General features: G+C 73.3%; 11 protein-coding genes. 10 read left to right on the forward strand and 1 reads right to left on the reverse strand.

Annotated elements, in window-relative coordinates:
• The first annotated feature begins 104 nt into the window (after nt 1–104).
• The 7 genes from QSK26_RS12635 to QSK26_RS12665 all read left to right on the forward strand — a co-directional run bounded on the left by QSK26_RS12635 (nt 105) and on the right by QSK26_RS12665 (nt 14,588).
• A complete protein-coding gene (locus tag QSK26_RS12635; protein ID WP_285775266.1) occupies nt 105–3,236 on the forward strand; it encodes a TcpE family conjugal transfer membrane protein in 3,132 nt (1,043 codons plus the stop codon).
• 31 nt (nt 3,237–3,267) lie between these two features.
• Nucleotides 3,268–5,754: an ATP-binding protein gene (locus QSK26_RS12640; protein WP_285775267.1), complete on the forward strand. Its 2,487-nt coding sequence runs from the start codon at nt 3,268–3,270 to the stop codon at nt 5,752–5,754.
• Nucleotides 5,751–8,180, forward strand: coding sequence for a type IV secretion system protein (locus QSK26_RS12645; protein ID WP_285775268.1), 2,430 nt, complete (start codon nt 5,751–5,753; stop codon nt 8,178–8,180). The genes QSK26_RS12640 and QSK26_RS12645 overlap by 4 nt, the downstream gene beginning before the upstream one ends.
• A 2-nt stretch (nt 8,181–8,182) precedes the next feature.
• On the forward strand, nt 8,183–8,851 hold the full coding sequence (locus tag QSK26_RS12650; RefSeq protein WP_285775269.1) for a hypothetical protein: 669 nt from the start codon (nt 8,183–8,185) through the stop codon (nt 8,849–8,851).
• Nucleotides 8,848–9,933, forward strand: a complete 1,086-nt coding sequence (locus QSK26_RS12655; RefSeq protein WP_285775270.1) for a C40 family peptidase — start codon at nt 8,848–8,850, stop codon at nt 9,931–9,933. The genes QSK26_RS12650 and QSK26_RS12655 overlap by 4 nt, the downstream gene beginning before the upstream one ends.
• Nucleotides 9,934–9,947: 14 nt before the next feature.
• The gene (locus QSK26_RS12660; RefSeq protein ID WP_285775271.1) at nt 9,948–10,337 is read left to right on the forward strand and encodes a (deoxy)nucleoside triphosphate pyrophosphohydrolase; all 390 of its coding nucleotides are present in this window, start codon (nt 9,948–9,950) and stop codon (nt 10,335–10,337) included.
• A gap of 2,688 nt (nt 10,338–13,025) precedes the next feature.
• Nucleotides 13,026–14,588 carry a hypothetical protein gene (locus tag QSK26_RS12665; protein WP_285775272.1) on the forward strand — a complete coding sequence of 521 codons (1,563 nt, stop codon included), beginning with the start codon at nt 13,026–13,028 and terminating at the stop codon, nt 14,586–14,588.
• A 288-nt stretch (nt 14,589–14,876) separates the two neighbouring features.
• On the opposite strand, the gene QSK26_RS12675 is transcribed toward QSK26_RS12665, so the two are convergent.
• A complete protein-coding gene (locus QSK26_RS12675) occupies nt 14,877–15,467 on the reverse strand; it encodes a TetR/AcrR family transcriptional regulator (RefSeq protein ID WP_285775273.1) in 591 nt (196 codons plus the stop codon).
• 226 nt (nt 15,468–15,693) lie between these two features.
• Here QSK26_RS12675 and QSK26_RS12680 point away from each other — a divergent pair, with 226 nt between their 5' ends.
• The 3 genes from QSK26_RS12680 (at nt 15,694) to QSK26_RS12690 (ending at nt 17,786) form a co-directional block, all read left to right on the forward strand.
• Nucleotides 15,694–16,494, forward strand: coding sequence for an alpha/beta fold hydrolase (locus tag QSK26_RS12680; RefSeq protein ID WP_285775274.1), 801 nt, complete (start codon nt 15,694–15,696; stop codon nt 16,492–16,494).
• A 113-nt stretch (nt 16,495–16,607) separates the two neighbouring features.
• Complete coding sequence (locus QSK26_RS12685) at nt 16,608–17,084, forward strand: quercetin 2,3-dioxygenase (RefSeq protein WP_285775275.1); 477 nt, start codon at nt 16,608–16,610, stop codon at nt 17,082–17,084.
• Nucleotides 17,085–17,210: 126 nt separating this feature from the next.
• Nucleotides 17,211–17,786: a dihydrofolate reductase family protein gene (locus QSK26_RS12690; RefSeq protein ID WP_285775276.1), complete on the forward strand. Its 576-nt coding sequence runs from the start codon at nt 17,211–17,213 to the stop codon at nt 17,784–17,786.
• The last annotated feature ends 114 nt before the right edge of the window (nt 17,787–17,900 follow it).

A 17,900-nucleotide genomic window follows, 5' to 3' on the forward strand; every position in this document is an offset into this window, starting at 1 on the left:
GGTCATTGAAGGATGGGCGACTCTGCGCACCGGAGGGCATGTGACGAGCCGGGCACCAACGAGGGAGCACGACCTTAGGCCCGAGGGGCGGAGAGGAGGACCGCATGGACCTGCCCACGTATACCAACATCTGGCGAATTGAGAAGCGGCTCTACAAGCTGTACGACCTCAAGCTGCCGATGCCGCTCCCGATCGTCTGGATCGGCGTCTTCGCGGGCGTGCTGGTGCCGTGGTCGCTCCTGCTCCTGCTGGTCGGCCTGCCCTTCGAGGCTCCGTGGCACGTGGTCTACCTCGTACCGCCCGGGGTGGTGACCTGGCTGTCCACCCGGCCGGTCATCGAGAGCAAGCGGCTCACCGAGCTGTTGCAGTCGCAGTTGCGCTACATGGGCGAGCCGCGTACCTGGTGCCGTATGGCCCCGGACGCCGAGCCCGCCGAGATCGCGTTCACCGCCCGGGTGTGGCGGGCCGCCCCCAAGCCCGCCGGGGAGCGGGCCAAGGCCAAAGCCAAGGCCCCGCGCCGGGCCAGGCACGCCGCCACGGTGCGCCGCGCCCAGCGCGCCACCGTCAAGGCCCGCCAGGTGCGTCCGGCGGTGGCCGCCGCCGCAGCGGCCGCCGCGACCGCCCCGGTCACCGAGAGCGCCGCGCCGCCCCCTTCCAGGACCCGCCTCGGCTGGGGTTCCCGCGAGGCCGAGGCCGCCGCCCAGCCCCGCGCCGCCTCCCGCGGCACGGGGGAGCCGGCCCGCGCCCGTGGCACGGGGGAGCAGACTCGCGCCCGCGACGCAGGGGAGCCGACTCGCGCCCGTGGCGCGGGGGAGCAGGTCCGCGCCACCTCGCGCGGTGCGGCGGAGGCGCGTGGCAGGGGAGAGAGCCGCGGTCCGGGCGTCCGGGGTACGGCCGGCGCGCGCCGCGAAGGCGTGGCCCCCGCCCTGTCGTCCTCGGCCGCACCACCCATGCCCGAGACCGGCAAGCCCGTGTCCCCGGAGACGGGGACGCCCCTGACCTTCCGCGAGGCGGGCAAGCTGGTGATCTCGCCCGCACTCGACCCCGGCGGGCCGCCGCGCGACACCACGGCGCCAGGCCGGGGCGTGCCCGTCGGGAGCGGTGTTCCGGCCGGGGAGTCGCCGCCCGAGCTGCCCGAGCCGCCCGGGACGGTGGCCGACGCCGACACGGCCGCGCGCACGGATCCTGGCAACCAGGATGCCGGGCGCGCGGGTTCCGGTGAGCCGGTGGTTTCCGGGGGCGTGGAGGGTGAGGAGGGCGCGCTCGCGAGTGGGGCCGCCGCTCCGGAGGGGGCGGAGGCCGCCGCCTCGCCCGCCGGGCCGATCGGAGTGGAGGCGCTGCGGCGGCTGCGCAGGCTCGCGGCCTCCGCCGGTGTGGACGACCTGGACTCGGGCGGCGAGGAGGACGCCAGGGAGAGCCACCGCCGAGGCCAGCCGCCGCGTCCGGTGACCCGCCTCCCCAAGGTCCCCGACGCCCGCCGGCCCCAGCCCGCCGACCTCGGGCCGGGGCACGAGGAGAGCGCCCCCGAGCCCGCCACGTTCCCACTGCGCGTCCCCGCGGCCGGCCGGCCCGGCGACGACCAGGAGCGGCACGAGGAGACCGCCCGGGAGGAGCAGGCCCCCCAGCCGCCCTCCCGAGCCCCGAGAGCCCTCCGCCCCGTCCCCCACCCCACCCCCCAGCACAACCCCGAAGCCCCACAACCGTCGCAAAGCACACACGGCACCCAGGAGCCGCCCCGCAGCACACCCCACGACCGTCAGCCGGCCCAGGCCGCCCCCGGCGCCCAGGCGGCGGAGCACGTCACGCGAGACCCGGGCCACGCCGGCCAGGAGGCGGCGGGGCACGTCACGCGGGACCCGGGCCACGGTGGCCGGGAGGTGGCGGGGCACGTCACGAGGGACCTGGTGCACGGTGGCCGGGAGGTCACGCCGGACTCGGGCCACGGTGGCCGGGAGGTGGTGGAGCACGTCGTGTCCGAGGCGGTGGAGGGTGTTCCCGCTGCCCGGGAGGTGGCGCAGCGTGTGACGGGCGACCCGGGGCGGGAGGTGCCGTGGGCCCGGGAGCCTGTGCAGGGTGTTCCCGGTGCGCGCGTCGGGCAGGACGCGACGGTGCAGGGCCGGGAGGCCGGGCAGCAGGACGGGCGGGAAGGCGCCGACGTGGTGGTGCCGCGGGTGTCGATCCGGGCGGTGCCCGCCGGTGGCGGCGCGGTGCAGGCCGGGCCTGCGGCGGTGGCCGGAGGCGGGGCCGTACAGGGCGCCGGGCCCTCGGCGGGTGAGCGGGAGCCCGTGCGGGAGGCGCCGCCCAGGCCGCGCCGGGTGGAGTCGGTGGTGGGCCGCGATCCCTCGGGCGGCTGGCGCAGGCTCGCCCAGGTGGTCATCGGATCCGGCGGCAGCCGTACGGACGGGTCGGAGATCGACGAGGCGCGGACCCGGGCGCCGTTCGAGGGCGGGCGCCGGGTCGTGGTGCTGGGCTGCACCGGAGGCGCCGGGCAGAGCACGACGGCGCTGATGCTCGGCCACACGTTCGCGCAGTACCGCGAGGACCGGGTGCTCGCCGTGGACGCCAACGTCGGCGCCAGCACGCTGACCGGCAGGATCCCGGTCGACTCGCCCGAGACGCTCAGCTCGTTGCTGGGCGGCCTGGACCGGGTCGGCGGCAGCTACCTGGCGATGCGCACCTACACCTCGCGTACCGCCTCCGGCCTGGAGGTGATCGCGGGCGACACCGACGCGGGCGCCGAGCAGCGCATGTCGGACCGGACGCTCTTCTCCGACCAGCGGCTCGGCCAGGCGATGGACGTGCTGGACCGGCACTACAAGCTGGTCGTGCTGGATCCGGCGGCGGCGCTGGCCGCGCGGGTGCTGCCGTACGCGGACCAGCTCGTGCTGGTCGTGCCGGCCAGCGAGGACGGGCCCGACGCGGTGGCGATGACGTACGACTGGCTGGACGGGCACGGCTGCGCGCACCTTCGCCGCAGGGCGATCATGGTGGTCAACGGCGTGAGCCGGCGCAGCATGAACGACGTGGAGCAGGCCGAGGCGGTGGCGCGGGGCAGATGCCGTGCGATCGTCCGGGTGCCGTGGGAGGACGATCTGGCTCCGGGTTCGCCGGAGGTCGTCGAGCCCGTGCGGTTGCGCGCGGCGAGCCGCAGGGCCTATCTGGCCCTGGCCGGTGTCGTGGTCGCGGGTTTCGTCACACCCCAGACGAGAAAGAACGAGGAGGAAGTGGCCCAGTGATCCGGGGGCGCGAGGGAACGGTGATCGGCCGATGAGCAGGTCGTCGCGGGCGCGTAGCCGATTGGCCGTCCGGTATTTCGACGACCGCGTGCTTCTCACCGACTCCGCTGCGTGGGCATATTTCCGTCTTCCGACGGTGAGCTATGAATTCGTCACTCCGGAGGAACGCGAGGCGCTGGCCACCAACATCACGATCGCGCTCGCCGCGATCCGCATGTCGGACGCCGAGGTGCACCTGAGGGTGGCCCACCGGACCTACCCCGCCGCCGAGTGGGCGATGGCCCTGAACGCGACCTCCGACGAGGGGCCGGGCTGGCGCGACTACCTGGAGGACATGTACCGGCACGTCTGGGCGAAGGACTTCTGGAGCAAGGAGGTCTACCTCGGCGTGCGCCTCGGGCCGCGCGGGGCGCAGCTCGGCACCGGCGTGCTCTCCCAGCTGTTCGGCTTCTACCAGCGCAGCGAGAAGGTCCTCGGCCTGGAGGACGACCACGTCCAGGACAGCGAGATCGCCAAGTGGACCGACCAGGCCGAGCGGCTCGGCAGGGCGCTCGCCTCCAGCGCGCTCTACGCCAGGCACGCCACCTCCACCGAGATCGCCTGGCTGTTCCAGCACGCGGTGACCGGCTCGCTCGGCGACCCGCCGCCGTCGGCCAGCCCGAAGCGCCGGTGGGGCAGGGGCGAGATCGAGGGGCTCGTCGAGGGCCAGATCCACAACGGCCGTTCGATGCTGCGCATCGAGCAGGTCGCCGGCGACTCCTACGTCGCGCACCTGTCCTTCGCCCGCTTCCCCGACCTGATGCCCTTCCCCGACGGCGAGCCGTGGACGCACTTCGCCGACCAGCTCCCCTTCCCGGTCGAGGTGTCCAGCCGGATGCGGCTGATCCCGCCGATCAAGGCGAGCAAGGACGTCGCCCGCAAACTCGCGCACGCCCGGGACATGGACATCCACATCCGGGAGGCGGGCGCGGAGGCGCCGATCGCGCTGGCCGAGCAGATCGACGCGGCGCGCATGCTGGAACACGGCATCACCAAGGAGCGCCTGCCGTTCGTGTACGGCTGGCACCGGCTGATCATCACCGCGCCGACCGAGGAGATCTGCGCCCAGCGGGTCGAGGCGGTCGTGGAGCACTACCGCGACCTCGGCATCGACATCGTCAACTCGACCGGCGACCAGTTCTCGCTGTTCTGCGAGGCGCTGCCGGGCGAGCGGGTGCGGGTCAACGCCTACGCCCAGCGGCAGCCGCTGCGCACGATCGCGGGCGGCATGGCCACCGCGACCGTGGACCTCGGCGACCGGCACGACGAGTCCAAGGAGGGCTGGGTCGGCCCCTACATCGGCGAGACGGTCGGCAGGGCGCGCAGCATCGTGCACTTCGACCCGCTGGTGGCGGCGGTCCGCAACCGGCCGACCGCGATCGCGATCACCGGTGAGCCGGGCGGCGGCAAGACCACGCTGGCCCTGCTGCTGATCTACCAGATGGCGTTGCGCGGGGTGACGGTCGCGGTGATCGACCCCAAGGGTGACGCCGAGTCGCTGGTCCAGTTGTTGCAGATGCGCGGCAGGAAGGCGCGGATCATCCCGCTCGGCTCGGCGGCGCCCGGCCTGCTGGACCCGTTCTCGTTCGGCGACGACATCGCGGCGAAGAAGACGATGGCCACCGAGACGCTGCGGCTGCTGCTGCCCCGGATGTCGGAGGAGCGCGAGTCGGCGATGATCCAGGCCGTGGCGGCGGTGTCCAACGCGGAGGATCCTTCGCTGGGCAAGGTCGTCGACTACCTGGAGCAGGCCGACGACCCGGCGTCCAAGAATCTCGGGGCCGTGCTGCGGTCGATGTCGGAGATGCACCTCGCCCGGCTGTGCTTCGACCCCTCCGGCGGCGACCAGATCGACAGCGAGGGCTGGACCACGGTGTTCACCCTCGGCGGGCTGACCCTGCCCGACGTCGCCACCGGCCGCGACGACTACTCCTACGAGCAGCGGCTCTCGGTGGCGCTGCTCTACCTCGTCTCGCAGTTCGCCAGGCGGCTGATGAACGGCCTGGACCGGCGGGCGCCCAAGGCGATCTTCCTGGACGAGGCGTGGGCGATCACCTCCACGCCCGAGGGCGCCAAGCTGGTGCCCGAGGTCAGCCGCATGGGCCGGTCCCGCAACACCGCGCTCGTCCTGGTCTCGCAGAACGCCGGAGACCTCCTCAGCGAGCAGGTCACCAACTGTCTCTCCTCCGTGTTCGCCTTCCGCTCCACCGAGCGGGTCGAGGTCGAGCACGTCATGGCACTGCTCGGTGTCGACGCCTCAGAGGAGCACAAGGCGGTGCTCCGCTCGCTGGGTAACGGCGAGTGCGTCTTCCGGGATCTGGACGGCCGCGCGGGGCGTATCGCGGTGGACCTGATCTCCGAAGAACTCCTGAGATGGCTCGACACGAATCCGACGCACGACAAGCCCGGCGAGAACGGGCATGATCGGTCTGGGGGCATCGGCAGCCCGGGGACGACGGCGCAGGAGGTGCGGTCATGAGGGTTCCCCCCAAGGGACGGCGGCGGCGCGGGCGACTACGCAGGCGGCTCGCGCTCGGTCTCGTCGTCTTCCTGGGATTCATCACGCTGCCGCTGGTGCTGCCCTCGGGCACCGCCGTGGCGGCCGGCCCGTGCGACCTGTCGGCGAATCTCACGCCGGACATCGTCGACGGCGGCGTGGACGGCCTGTTGCAGCCGCCGCCCCCGCCGGGCGCGGTCTCGACGTCCCCGGGCGCCCCCGCCCCGCCGGGCGCCCCGCCCCCGCCGACGGCCGAGACGAACTACGACCGGTACGGCACCGCCGGGCAGTTCTGGCACACCTACCAGCTCGGCTGCAGCGACGTCGTCGCGGTCCTCGGCAACGCCTGGGCCAACACGGTCTTCCTGTGGGCCAAGTCGGTGGACCGGATCACGATCAGCACCTACCAGGCGGCGGCCACCGAAGGCCCGCTCCAGTCGATCAAGGACGTGGTCGACGACATCGTCACCAACCTCGCCGACGCGATGTACTGGCCCTACCTGCGGCCCATCGTGATCCTCGGCGCGATCTGGCTGGCGTGGTACGGCCTGATCCGCAAACGGGCGACCACCACCGCCGAGGGCGTCATCTGGATGGTGCTCGCGGTGACGGTCGCGGTGTGGTTCTTCTCCCGGCCGGGCGACTTCACCGGCCTCGGCAAGATCGTCACGGACAAGACGGGCGAGGTCGTCAACTCGGCGTTCGCCGGGCTGCCCGGCGCCGGCGGCGCGACCTGCCTGCCGACCAAGGGCGACGCCAGCCCGGATGCCCGGCCCGGCGGCTACGGCCAGAGCGGCACCCCCGGCGTCGACCAGAACGCCGACGCCCTGTGGTCCACCCTGGTCTGCAAGCCGTGGCTGATGGGCCAGTTCGGCACCGCCGACTCCAACGCGCCCGTGGTGCGCGACTTCGGGGCGAAGGTGCTGGACATGCAGGCCATCGACCGGGAGGAACAACGGTCCACCCAGGCCGTCGCACCCGACGCGTACCAGAAACGGTTCGTCGAGGAGTTCGCCACCCCGCTGCAGAACACCGCGATCTTCCCGCTGATCCAGGGCAAGGACTGGACCAGCAGGCTCGGCATCGCGATCGGCGCGCTGATCGCGGCGATGGTCGCCGGTCTGCTGATCTTCCTGGTGGCGGTCTCGCTGCTGGTGCTCAAGGTCGGCTTCCTGTTGTTGCTGATCCTCGCGCCGGTCTTCCTGCTGATCGGGGTGCACCCGGGGTCGGGCCGGATCATCGCCATGCGCTGGGTGGAGATGCTGGTCGGCACGCTGCTCCGGCAGGCCGTGCTCGCCCTCGTGCTAGGCGTGCTCGTGTACGGCTACGCCCTGATCATCTCCTCGGCGATGCCGTGGGGCATGCAGATCCTCTTCATGGCACTGCTGACGATCGCCGTGTTCTTCTACCGGCGGCCGTTCCAGCACCTGTTCTCGTCGATGGACGGGCACACGCTCACCACGCGCATGCTGGGCGAGGCCGCGAGCGCGCCCACGTTGTCCCGGGCGGCCAACGCGCTGCCGCCGGTCGCGGGCTACCGCGTCGGGCGCTGGGGCATGCGCAAGGCGGAGCCGCTCATCCAGGCCGCGGCGATGGCCGGCGGCGCGGGAGCCTCGGCCGCCGCGTCCGTGGCCCAGGGCAAGGTCCGGGGCGAGGAGGGCGGGCCGGGCACGCCGTCCGGCGCCCGCGTCCCCGCGGGGGCGCCCGCGCCGCTGGACACCGATCCCGCGTCCGGCCGGCGCAGGGGCTCCGCGGGCACCACGGTCCCGCGCACGGGTTCCGCCCCGCCGCTGAACCTCTCCGGCCGCGCCGGCGGCGCCCCCGACGGCGGCAGCCGTACGGGGAGCCCGGTCGGGACCGGAACCGGGACCGGGAGCGGGAGCGGGGTCTCGGGCGGCGGTGGCGCGGCGGGCGGCGGGTCCTCCGGCGGCTGGTTCGGCGGGCGGTCCGGCGGCGGCTGGGCGCGCGGCGGCTCCACCGGCGGCGGCACCCGCAGGACGGGCGGCACGGCGCCGCGCACCGGCGGGTCGAACGGCCGGGCCGGCTCGGGTTCCGGCGGCGGCCTGTTCGGCGGCCGGTCCGGCGGGTCCTCCGGCGGCGGCTCCAGGCCACGCGGCTCGAACGGCTCCTCCCGCGGCTCGGGCAACGGCTCCGCGCGCGGTTCCGGCGGCTCTTCGCGCGGTTCCGGCGACGGCGGCAGCCTGTTCGGCGGCGGGTCGGGGCGGTCGGAGGGCGGTGGCTTCTTCGGCGGCTCGCGGAACGGCTCGTCGCGCGGTTCCGGCGACGGCGGCTCGCACCGGGCGTCCGAGGCGCCGCCGCTGTGGCTGCCGAGCCGCTCCGGCGGCAACGCGGAGGAGAACGCCGAGGTGCCGTTCTGGTTGCGCCCGTCGAGCCCTGACAAGGACTGAGCATGGCACGACAAGCCGGAGACCGGCGGGTGGTCTTCGTCGGCCTCGTGGTGGTCCTCGCCGCGGTCGGGATCTACCTCACGATAGGGGGGACCGGCGGCGGCGAGAGCGAGGCGGAGCCGGTCGCCGAGCAGGCCGCGCAGAGCCAGGGGGCACGGCAGGAGCAGGTGACCGCGCCGGAGCCGACCGTCGTGCCGACCGCCAGCGGGGCGCCGTTCGACATCTACTCCTTCCTGCCCATGACCAAGGAGCAGCTCTCCGCCGCCGCCGACATCGCGCAGCGGTTCACGGCGGCGTACGGCACCTACCGCTTCGACGAGGACCCCGCCGCCTACGCGACCCGGCTCCAGGGGTTCACCACCGCGGAGCTGGGCGCCGACCTGGCGCGCACGGTGACCTCGCCCGGCACCATCGAGCAGAACCGCGCCGAACAGCTCGTCGCCACCGGCTCGGCGCAGGTGAAGGAGATCCGCGAGATCGACCGGTCTTCGGTGATCTTCGTGGTGACCGGCACCCGGCAGGTCACCACCAAGGCCGGTCCGGCGAACCGTACCGAGGAGTGGGCGGTCACGCTCACCCAGGTCGGCGACGGCTGGCGGGTGTACGACATCCAGCCGGCCGACGCCGGCCAGGAAGGTGACCCGGGCACGGGCGCGGAGGGGGTGGAATGAGGACCTCGCGGGCCCGGATCGTCCTGATAGGCGCCCTGGCGGGGCTGGTTCTCCTGACCCTGGTGATGGCCCCCATGTTGATGAGCACCTTCCCCACGGTTCTCGGCGGCGGCGGTGCGGCGTCCTGCGAGGAGACGCCGGCGGACGTCGACGACCTGTCGCAGACGGCCGCCTCCGACATCCCCGAGGAGTACCTCGACCTCTACAAGAAGAACGGCCAGAGGATCGGCGTCCAGTGGAACGTGCTGGCCGCCGTCGGCAAGCGCGAGACGAACCACGGCCGGTCCACCCTGCCCGGCGTCAGCAGCGGCACCAACTCGGCGGGCGCGGCCGGGCCGATGCAGTTCCTGATCAGCACCTGGGGCGGCGCCGCCAAGATCAAGATCCCGTCGCAGTTCAACGGCTACGCCAGCGACGGCGACGGCGACGGCTGGGCAGACGTGTACAACCCCGCCGACGCCATCCTCGGCGCCGCCAAGATGCTCAAGCGCAACGGCGCCCCCGAGGACATACGGCAGGCGCTGTTCGTCTACAACCGGGCCTGGTGGTACGTCGACCAGGTGCTGGAGATCGCCAAACGTTACGCCAGCACCGGCGAGCTGGTCCTGCCGCCCGAGGCCGACCCGGCCTGCGACGAGCCGCTGGTGGACGCCGCGCCGAACGAGACCGTCGCGAAGATCCTCGACTACGCGCTCGCCCAGCGCGGCAAGCCGTACCTGTGGGGCGGCACGGGACCGGACGCCTTCGACTGCTCGGGGATCATCTACATGGCCTACCGGTCCGTCGGGCTGAGCATCCCGCGCACCACCTTCGGGCAGTGGCCCTTCGGCGTGCGGGTGTCCGCCGGCGACGAGCAGCCCGGCGACCTGGTCTTCTTCAACTCCGGCCCGGGAACCGGCCCGAACCGGCCCGGACACGTGGGGATGGTCGTCACCAAGGGCAAGATGATCGAGGCGCGCTGCCGGCTGTGCGGCCCGATCAAGGTCACCTCCTACACGGAGCGGAGCGGCATCGTCGGCTTCACCCGCCCGCTGGAGAACGAGGCGGTGCTGGACCAGCTCCGGCGCCAGGCGCAGGGTTGAGAACATTGCTTCCTGTGAAACGTGTCGTCGTGGGCGCAGCCCTGGTCGAAGGCGGGAAACTGCTCGCCGCGCAGCGAGCCGACCCGCCCGAGCTGGCGGGCGGCTGGGAGTTCCCCGGTGGCAAGGTCGATCCCGGCGAGACCGACCACGAGGCGCTGATCCGGGAGTGCCACGAGGAGCTCGGCGTCCTGGTCACCGTGGGTGACCGGGTGGGCGGCGACTGGCCGCTCGCCGGCGGCGCCGTGCTGCGGGTGTGGCTGGCCCGGATCGCCGACGGCGTACCCGAGCCGAAGGAGCACCTCGAACTGCGCTGGCTCACCCGGGACCAGCTTTTCGACGTCTCCTGGCTGCCCGCCGACCTGCCGATCGTGCATGCGGTCAAGGATCTGCTCGGCGAGGATTGAGCCGCTACTCTCCGTGACATAACAACTCCGTGCCGTAGTCGTTGCAGGCCGGGGGAAGCGCAGTGGTTCGTTGCAGGAGATGTGCCGTGTTCATGTCGGCGTTCGGGGTGGGCGCCCTCGTCCTGGCCGGCGGCCCGACCCGCGCCACATCCGCCCTCGACCCCGCCTCCGGGCCGTCCGCCTCGGCTTTCCCGGCGCTCGGCGACTCCTCCCGCGCGGCGGCCGCGCTCGGCGCGCTCGCCGGCCGGTCCGCCCTGCTCGGCGCGGCCGCGGGCGGAGCCCGCACGCCCGGTCGGGCCCCCGCCGCCTCCCTCGGTACGGCTGCCGCGGTCTCCCTGGGTACGGCTGCCGCCGACTTTCTTCGCCTCGCCCGGTCGTTGAGGTCGGCGAGGCTCGGTGATCCGGACGACTCGTGGACCCGGTGGATCCGTACCGGGGACGCGTTCCAGTTCCGCCTGCACCTCACCGGCCAGGCCGAGGACGCCCGCGTCGCCGTCGCCGCCGACCCTGCGGGCGCGCTGTCCGCCCTCGAATGCCCGCGTCCCCGCCGGGTCACGGGGCCGGGCGGCTGGGCCGAGTGCGATCTCGGGCGTCTCTCCAGCTCCGGCGCGATGGACGTGTGGGTCGACGTGCACGACGAGCAGGTCCGGGACGTCTCCCTCACCGCCGTGATCCGCGCCCGCAGCGGCCGAGGCGCCCCCGTCACCCGCACCGCCCGCGCGCTGGTCAGCGGCGCTCCCGCAGGCCGCCCCTCCGGCGCCCCTGCGACTTCCCACGGTCGGGCCGGTGACAGGCGTGGGGAGAGTGGGCTGTCTGCCGTGGATCTGCCTGTTGGCGCGGGTGGGCGGCCCGCCGGTGGTCATGGCGCCGGTGGGCGTACCGGTGGTGGAGGGGCTGACGGCGGGGGTGCTGACGGCTGGGGGGAGGCCCGTGAGCGGGCCGAGAGCTTCGGCGATTCCGGTGTCCTCGGTGCGTCCGGTACCGGTGCCGGTGCTTCCGATGCCTCTGGGGGTTCCGGTGGTTCCGGTGTCGGGGAGGGGCGGGTGCCGGGGCTTCGGGACGGCGGGGTGGAGGAAGGCGAACTGCGGTTGAGCTGGGAGGCCGTGCCTGGGGGTGGGGCGGTTCCGGCGCATGTTCACGGCCATGCCCGGGGTGGTGTCGCCGCCGGTGACGGGGCTGGTGGCTGGGGAGACGGCGATCGTCCGGCGCCGCCCGGGGTCGAGGGCGGGGGCGCTGTGGGTGGCGGGCGTGACTCGGGGAGGCAGCCGTCCGAGCGGTCGGCGTCGGCGCGGGCGGACGGGCGTGAGGGCGGAGACGGGGGTGCCGCCGATCCGCGGGCCGGTGGAGGGCACACCTCCGGTGACGGGCGGCGGGCCGATGGCGCACCGGCCGGTGGTCAGCGCGGCGGCGGGGGTGCGGAGCAGGGCAGGCCGGAGGGCACTACGGGTGCTTTGTCGGTCGAGCGCCACGACGGCGTCCCGCCGCGATTCGGCTCCACCGGCTCCACCACCCTGAACCACGGGGCCGCACACGGCCAGGGCGAAGCCGGAGCGGCCGGACAGCGTGACGGTGGCGCCGGCTCCACCGGGCGCGCGGAAGGCGGCGCCGGGGTTGCGGGGCCGGTGCAGGTGCGAGGACAGGCGCAGGCGCAAGGACAGGAACAGGCGCACGGGCAGGCGCACGGGCAGGGACAGGGGCAGGCGCAGGGGCAAGGGCGGGGTGGTGCTCGGTGGGGTGGTGCGGAGTCGCGGGGGGTGCGCGGGCAGCGTGGCGGTGAGTCGCGGGCCGGGCGTGGGCGTGCCGGGGAGGCCGGGCGCGGAGGCGCCGAGTCGCGGCGGGCTGCCGGACGCGGTGGCACCGGCCTGCCGAACGGCTCTGGGGCGCCGCAGAACGGTGCCGCGTGGCGAGGTCCCGATACGGCGGCCGCCGTACAGCCGCGGCCCCTGCCCGAGGTGCGGGTTCCCGCGGTCCCGGCGCCCGCGGTGGCGTTCCCACCGGCCGGTTCCACAGCGAACACCCCGTCGGCGGGCTCGAAGAGCCCGCTCGCCGGTTCCACAGCGAACAGCCCGTCGGTGGGCTCGAACACTCCGCTCGCCGGTTCGGTCGCGAACAGCCCGTTGGCCGGTTTCGGTGAGCACAACCCGCCGGCCGGTTCGGTGGCGCGGAATCCGGCGACCGGTTCCGCCGCGAACAGTCCTGGGGCGGTGGATCCGTCGGTGACGTCAGGGGGGCTGCCGGTCGTGCCGCCTCCGGCGGGGATCGCCGAAGGGGCGCTGCCGACGGCTGGGACATATGACAATAATTCGCCTGTATTCGGATATACCGGATCGGGCGAAGGGGTGCCGCCCAGGGCGGGGGAGCAGTCCTCGGCCGCTCCCGTGGTGCCGCCGGCGGGACAATTCCGTGCGGTCGTGCCGGCGGAGTCGGGGGAGGAGGCCGCCGAAGCCGGGGCGCTGACCGGCGTTCGCGGACCGGTCGCGGCCCTGGTCGCGGTACTGTTCTTGCTCGGTGCCCTCTGGGTGCAGACATCCCTGCGGCGACGCCGGACAGATCGACGGCTCTAAGCGGTGTTCTGAAACGGACTTTGCCGTTACTTTTGTCCAACTAGTATTTCCCTTGACTTGTTCGCTCGGGAATCATCGGAGGGCACCGGTGGCGGCACGCGGGCGCTCGGCGGCAGTGTCCGCCGTGGCCATTACCCTCGGCCTGTCCGGGATGGGGCTGCTGGGCGCGGCCTCGCTCAACGGGCCGATCGCGAACGCGGCGAGCGGGCAGGGCTCTCCCCCTGTCCCCGACCAACTGGAGCCCACGGACAACGTCGGGTCCGAGATCCCGCCCCTGGAGTCCGACCCGATCGTGACCGTCACGATCACCACGACGCCTCCTCCGGAGCCCACGTCCGTGACGACCACGGTGACCGTCACGCCGACGAAGACGTCGAAGGCCCCCACGCCGCCGCCCGAGCCCGCGGAGCCGGTGGAGACGACCACCCAGGCTCCCGCGCCCCCGCCGGTCGAGCAGCCTCCGCCGATCGCCCCGACCACCGCCGAGCCGACCGACGAGCCCGCGGTCACGCTGCCGACGGCCGAGGGCCTGCCTCAGCCCTCGGTGCCGCCGACGCCGACGGTGTCGCCCACGTCGGAGCCGAGTTCCGACTCGGTGCCGATCCAGTTGCGCGGGGCGCCTCCCGAGTTCGACGAGGTCACGCTGAGCAGGCAGCTCGGCATCCCGGCACTGATCCTGGTGCTGCTCGCGCTCTTCGCGGTGCTCATCTTCGAGGGCAGGCTGCGCAGGCTCGCGCACGCCGCCGCCGTACGCAAGGCGGGTCCCCGCCCGGCAGGCCGGCACCGCGGCGGCGCGGGCACGCCCGCCGTGCCCGGGTACGAGGGTTACCCCGCGGGCCCCGGCTACGCCTCCGGTTACGCGCAGGCGTCCTACCCCGGCGGCACCGCCTACGCGCCGATCATCAGCTTCGTCCCCGTGCAGACCTACCCGGTCGCCTACCAGCAGCAGCCCTACCCCGGGGGCCAGGGCTACCCGGCCCCCGACCAGGCGCCGACCACCCCCGAGTACGGCGCCGTCCCCGGCCACAGCGCCGCCTCCGGCCACAGCGCCGTCCCCGGCCACGGCCCGGATCCCACGGCCCAGTACGGCACGGCGACCGTCCCCGAGCACGCCCCCGGCGCCGTGCCGGACCCCACCGGCACGCCGGGACACGGCACCGCGTCCACCCCTGACCAGGCCCCCGGAGCCCTGTTCGACGGCACGACGGCGCCGGCATCCGTGCCGGAGCAGGCCGGTGCCGGTCTCGCGGCCGAGCGGGGCGGGGTGCCCGAGTCTCCGTCGCACGGCGGTGAGCCCGTGTCGCCGCAGGGGGGCGCCGGTGTGACGGCGGGTCTCGCGGGTGCGGCGGAGCCGGTTCCGGGCGGGCCCGCGCCGGTGCCGCTTCCCGGTGGGCTGGCGGCCGTTCCCGAGGTCCCGCCCGCGGTGAGCCCCTTCAGCGCCTTCACCCCGTATACGGAGTCCACCCCAGGAGCGGGACAGCCCGCCGAAGCGCCTGTGACGCCGGAGACCGTCCCGGCCAAGGACGCGGAGCCCCGGCAGAGCGGGGGACCGCAGGCCGGCACGGGACCGGACGGCACCGCAGTCTTCACCATGCCGCCGATCGACCAGCCGACCGCCGAGGACCCGAAGCCGGACCCGAAGCCGGACCCGAAGCGCGGCCGGAACAAGCGCGGCCGGAAGAAGTAAGCACCCGACGGGCCGCGGTCCCGCGACGGTGAGCCGAGGCCGCGGACCAAGCGTGTCGCGGGCCGAGGCTGCGGGCCAAGCGTTGCGGGCCGGGGCTGTGCGTTGCCTGTGGCTACCTCGGCGGCTCCGGCCCGCCGAGTACGAGAAGCACCGCCTGTGGCGTCGCGCTACCTGAGGGACTGCTCCCCGCGCCGATCTTCACCCCGGGGACCAGGGCAGAGGTCGGCGAGCATGACGAGAACGTCTGCTACGAGGCCGAAGTCGCCGTCCGGCCCGACGATGTGGGCGTCAAGCTTCTTGTCGTAGGTCGGCTTGCTCCAGGCCCGCGAGCCAGCGGGTGACGACGGCTTCGATGAACTCTTCGGTGACTTCGCGTCGGTCGAAGTAGAGGCGGGCGAGGACGGGTGCGTAGAGGAGTGTGTATTCGTCTTCCGTGATCTGCCGGCCGGAGGGTTCCAGCAGCTTGTTGAGGGCCGCGCGGCGGTCGGTACCGATCTCGACGAGGGCTTGGGCGCTGTCCGGGTCGCGGTCCGCCTCGGCGGCCACGGCGGGCACCGCGATGCGGGCTGCCGGAACGTTCAGGCCCGCGGCCAGGCTGGTGAGCCATGCGATGGCGACGGTGCGCAGGTCGGTGCCGGGCTGGGGATAGCCGACGTCGGGGCCTTCGAGAATGAGGTCGAAGAGCAGGGCCGCGCGGGTGGGCCAGTGCCGGTAGAGGGTCTGGCGGGTGATGTCGGCGCGTTCGGCCAGCAGGGTGTACGTCAGTCCGGTGGGGCCGACCTCGGGCAGCAGGCTGCGGGCGACGGCCAGTGCGTGGGCGCGGGTGCGCTGGACACGGGGGTTGCCGGCTTCCGGACGGCGGCGGTGGACAGACGTCATCTCCCGCATCATACCGCGCAACTCATACGCATTGTGTGATTGACTTCACACCGACAATCACACAATGTGTGTGATATATCTTTGGGTCATGGATCATACGGATTGTGTGATTCATGACCCCACACCACACCGGCGCGCGGGCACCGCTTCCCGCGACCAAGCAGATCCGTGCGGGCAGCGCACCACCACGCTGCTCCACCATTGATCACTCGACGGAAGAATCCCCATGTCAACACGCGTCCTGCCCGAGCCGACGTTCGCCCGTACCCGGCTCGGCTCCGGCCCCGCACTGGTCGTCGCCCACGGCGCAAGCAGCAGCTTCGAAGGCACCTGGGGGCCGATCCTTGAGGGCCTCACCGCCCACCACACCGTTGTCGGCATCGACTACCCCGGCAGCGGCGTCACCCCCCGCTCCGAGACCCCCCTGTCCCTGGACGACCTGGCCGACCAAATGGTCGCCGCGGCGGTCGCCGAAGGGCTGGACACCTTCGCCCTCGCGGGCTTCTCCCTCGGCGGCCCCGTCGCGATCCGCGCCGCCGTCCGCCATCCTGAGCGCGTCAGCGCCCTCGTCCTGACCGCCGCCTTCGCCCACCCGGACAACAACCTTGCTCTGATCGGCTCGGTCTGGAAACAGCTGGCCGAATCGGGCGACCGCGAGCTGCTGGCAGAGTTCCTCCTCCCGGTCGCCCTCGGCTCCCGGGCGCTGGAAGCACTTCCGGCCGACCGATTGCGGGCGACCCTCGGCTACACGGCCGCTTCGAGTGCGGACGGCACCCCGGAGCAGGTCGCCCTCGTCATACGAGCCGACGTCCGGGACGACCTCGCCAAGATCCATGTCCCCACCCTGGTGATCTCCACCACGGCCGACCGGACGGTCGCCCCCACCCTGCACCACCAACTCGCCGAGCAGATCACCGGCGCGCAGCTCGCCGAGATCGACGCCGGCCACGTCGTCGGGCTTGAGCGCCCCGAGGAGTGGCTGCGACTCATCACCGGCTTCCTCAACAGGCAGGACCACAGCGCCTGATCACCAGCCGCCGTCGCAGTGGCACCGCCTGACGGGAGTCGGCCGCGCTCTCCCCCAGGGACTGCGCATCGCCGCCGCGGCGGACACGAACACGAGAGAAAGCACCTGAAAGCATGACCATCGCCAATCCCTTCCTTGTCAGAGCCGACGAAGGACAGTACGTCTGGCGTCTGGGCGCCATGATGAGGCTCCTCGCCGTCGGAGCGCAGACCCAGGGCCGGTTCTGGCTCTCAGAGCTGACCGCCCCGCAGGGCAGCGGCGCCGGCCTGCACCTGCACACCCGCGAGGACGAGACCTTCATGGTCGCCGAAGGCGAACTCACCGTGCGGGTGGGCGACCAGCCCCTGGAACTGGGACCGGGGGACATCGCGTACGGCCCGCGGAATCTGCCCCACAGCTACCGCGTGGAGTCGCCGAACGCCCGCTTCTACGTCCTGGGCACGCCGGCCGGCTTCGAGAACTGGTTCTTCGAGACAGGCACCAAGGTGGACGACCCGTCCTCCTTCCCGCCTCCCGGCTTCGTGGAGGAGTTCCCCGACCCCGCCACGCTGGCGGCCTCACTCGTCAAGTACGGCGCCAAGGTGCTCTAGCCGTGGGACGGCCGCGGCGGAGAGTTCCGGCGGGCGGTGCGCGGCCCGCTGTCACAGGCGTCCGACCGGACTGCACAGAACACCCCTGACCATCAACCACCCTTACCGCTTGTGTGGAGGAACACCATGAGAAAGATCACCGCCAGCCTGTTCGTCGCGCTCGACGGCGTCGTGGAAGCGCCCGACCAGTGGCACTTTCCGTACTCCAACGACGAGATGGGCCAGGCCGTGGCCGGGGTCCTCGGCGCGGCCGACACCCTCCTGTTCGGCAGGAAGACCTACGAAGCCTTCGCCGAAGCCTGGCCGGGGCGGGAGGCGGCCGACGGCCCGGAGGCGGACTTCGCCAAGAAGCTCGGCGACGTCCGCAAAATCGTCGCCTCGCGGAGCGATCTGACGTTCACCTGGCGGAACTCCGAACAGCTCAAGGGCGACCTGATCGACGCCGTGACCGCCCTGAAGAACGAGCCCGGCGGGGAGATCTCCCTCAGCGGCTCGGTCTCGGTCGTCCGCCAGTTCCTCGCCCACGAACTGCTGGACGAACTGCACCTGCTGGTGCACCCGATCGCGGTTCGCACCGGCATGCGGCTGTTCGACGAGGGCGACCAGCCGGTTGCCCTGCGGCTGGTGGCGTCCACGACGTTCCGCACCGGCGTCCTCCACCTGGTCTACGCACCCGCCGGGACGGCCGCCGACGCCACCTGAGGCGTGACCGCGGATCTTTGACGGCGGTTCCGGCGCAGCTCATCGCCCGAGCTCAGCTCGGGCGATGACTGCGTTCCGGGCCGGCTCGCAGGTCGGGTGGTCGTCCCGGGTGAG

Origin of the sequence: Microtetraspora sp. NBRC 13810, assembly GCF_030268685.1 — a bacterium.
GTDB lineage: Bacteria > Actinomycetota > Actinomycetes > Streptosporangiales > Streptosporangiaceae > BSRQ01.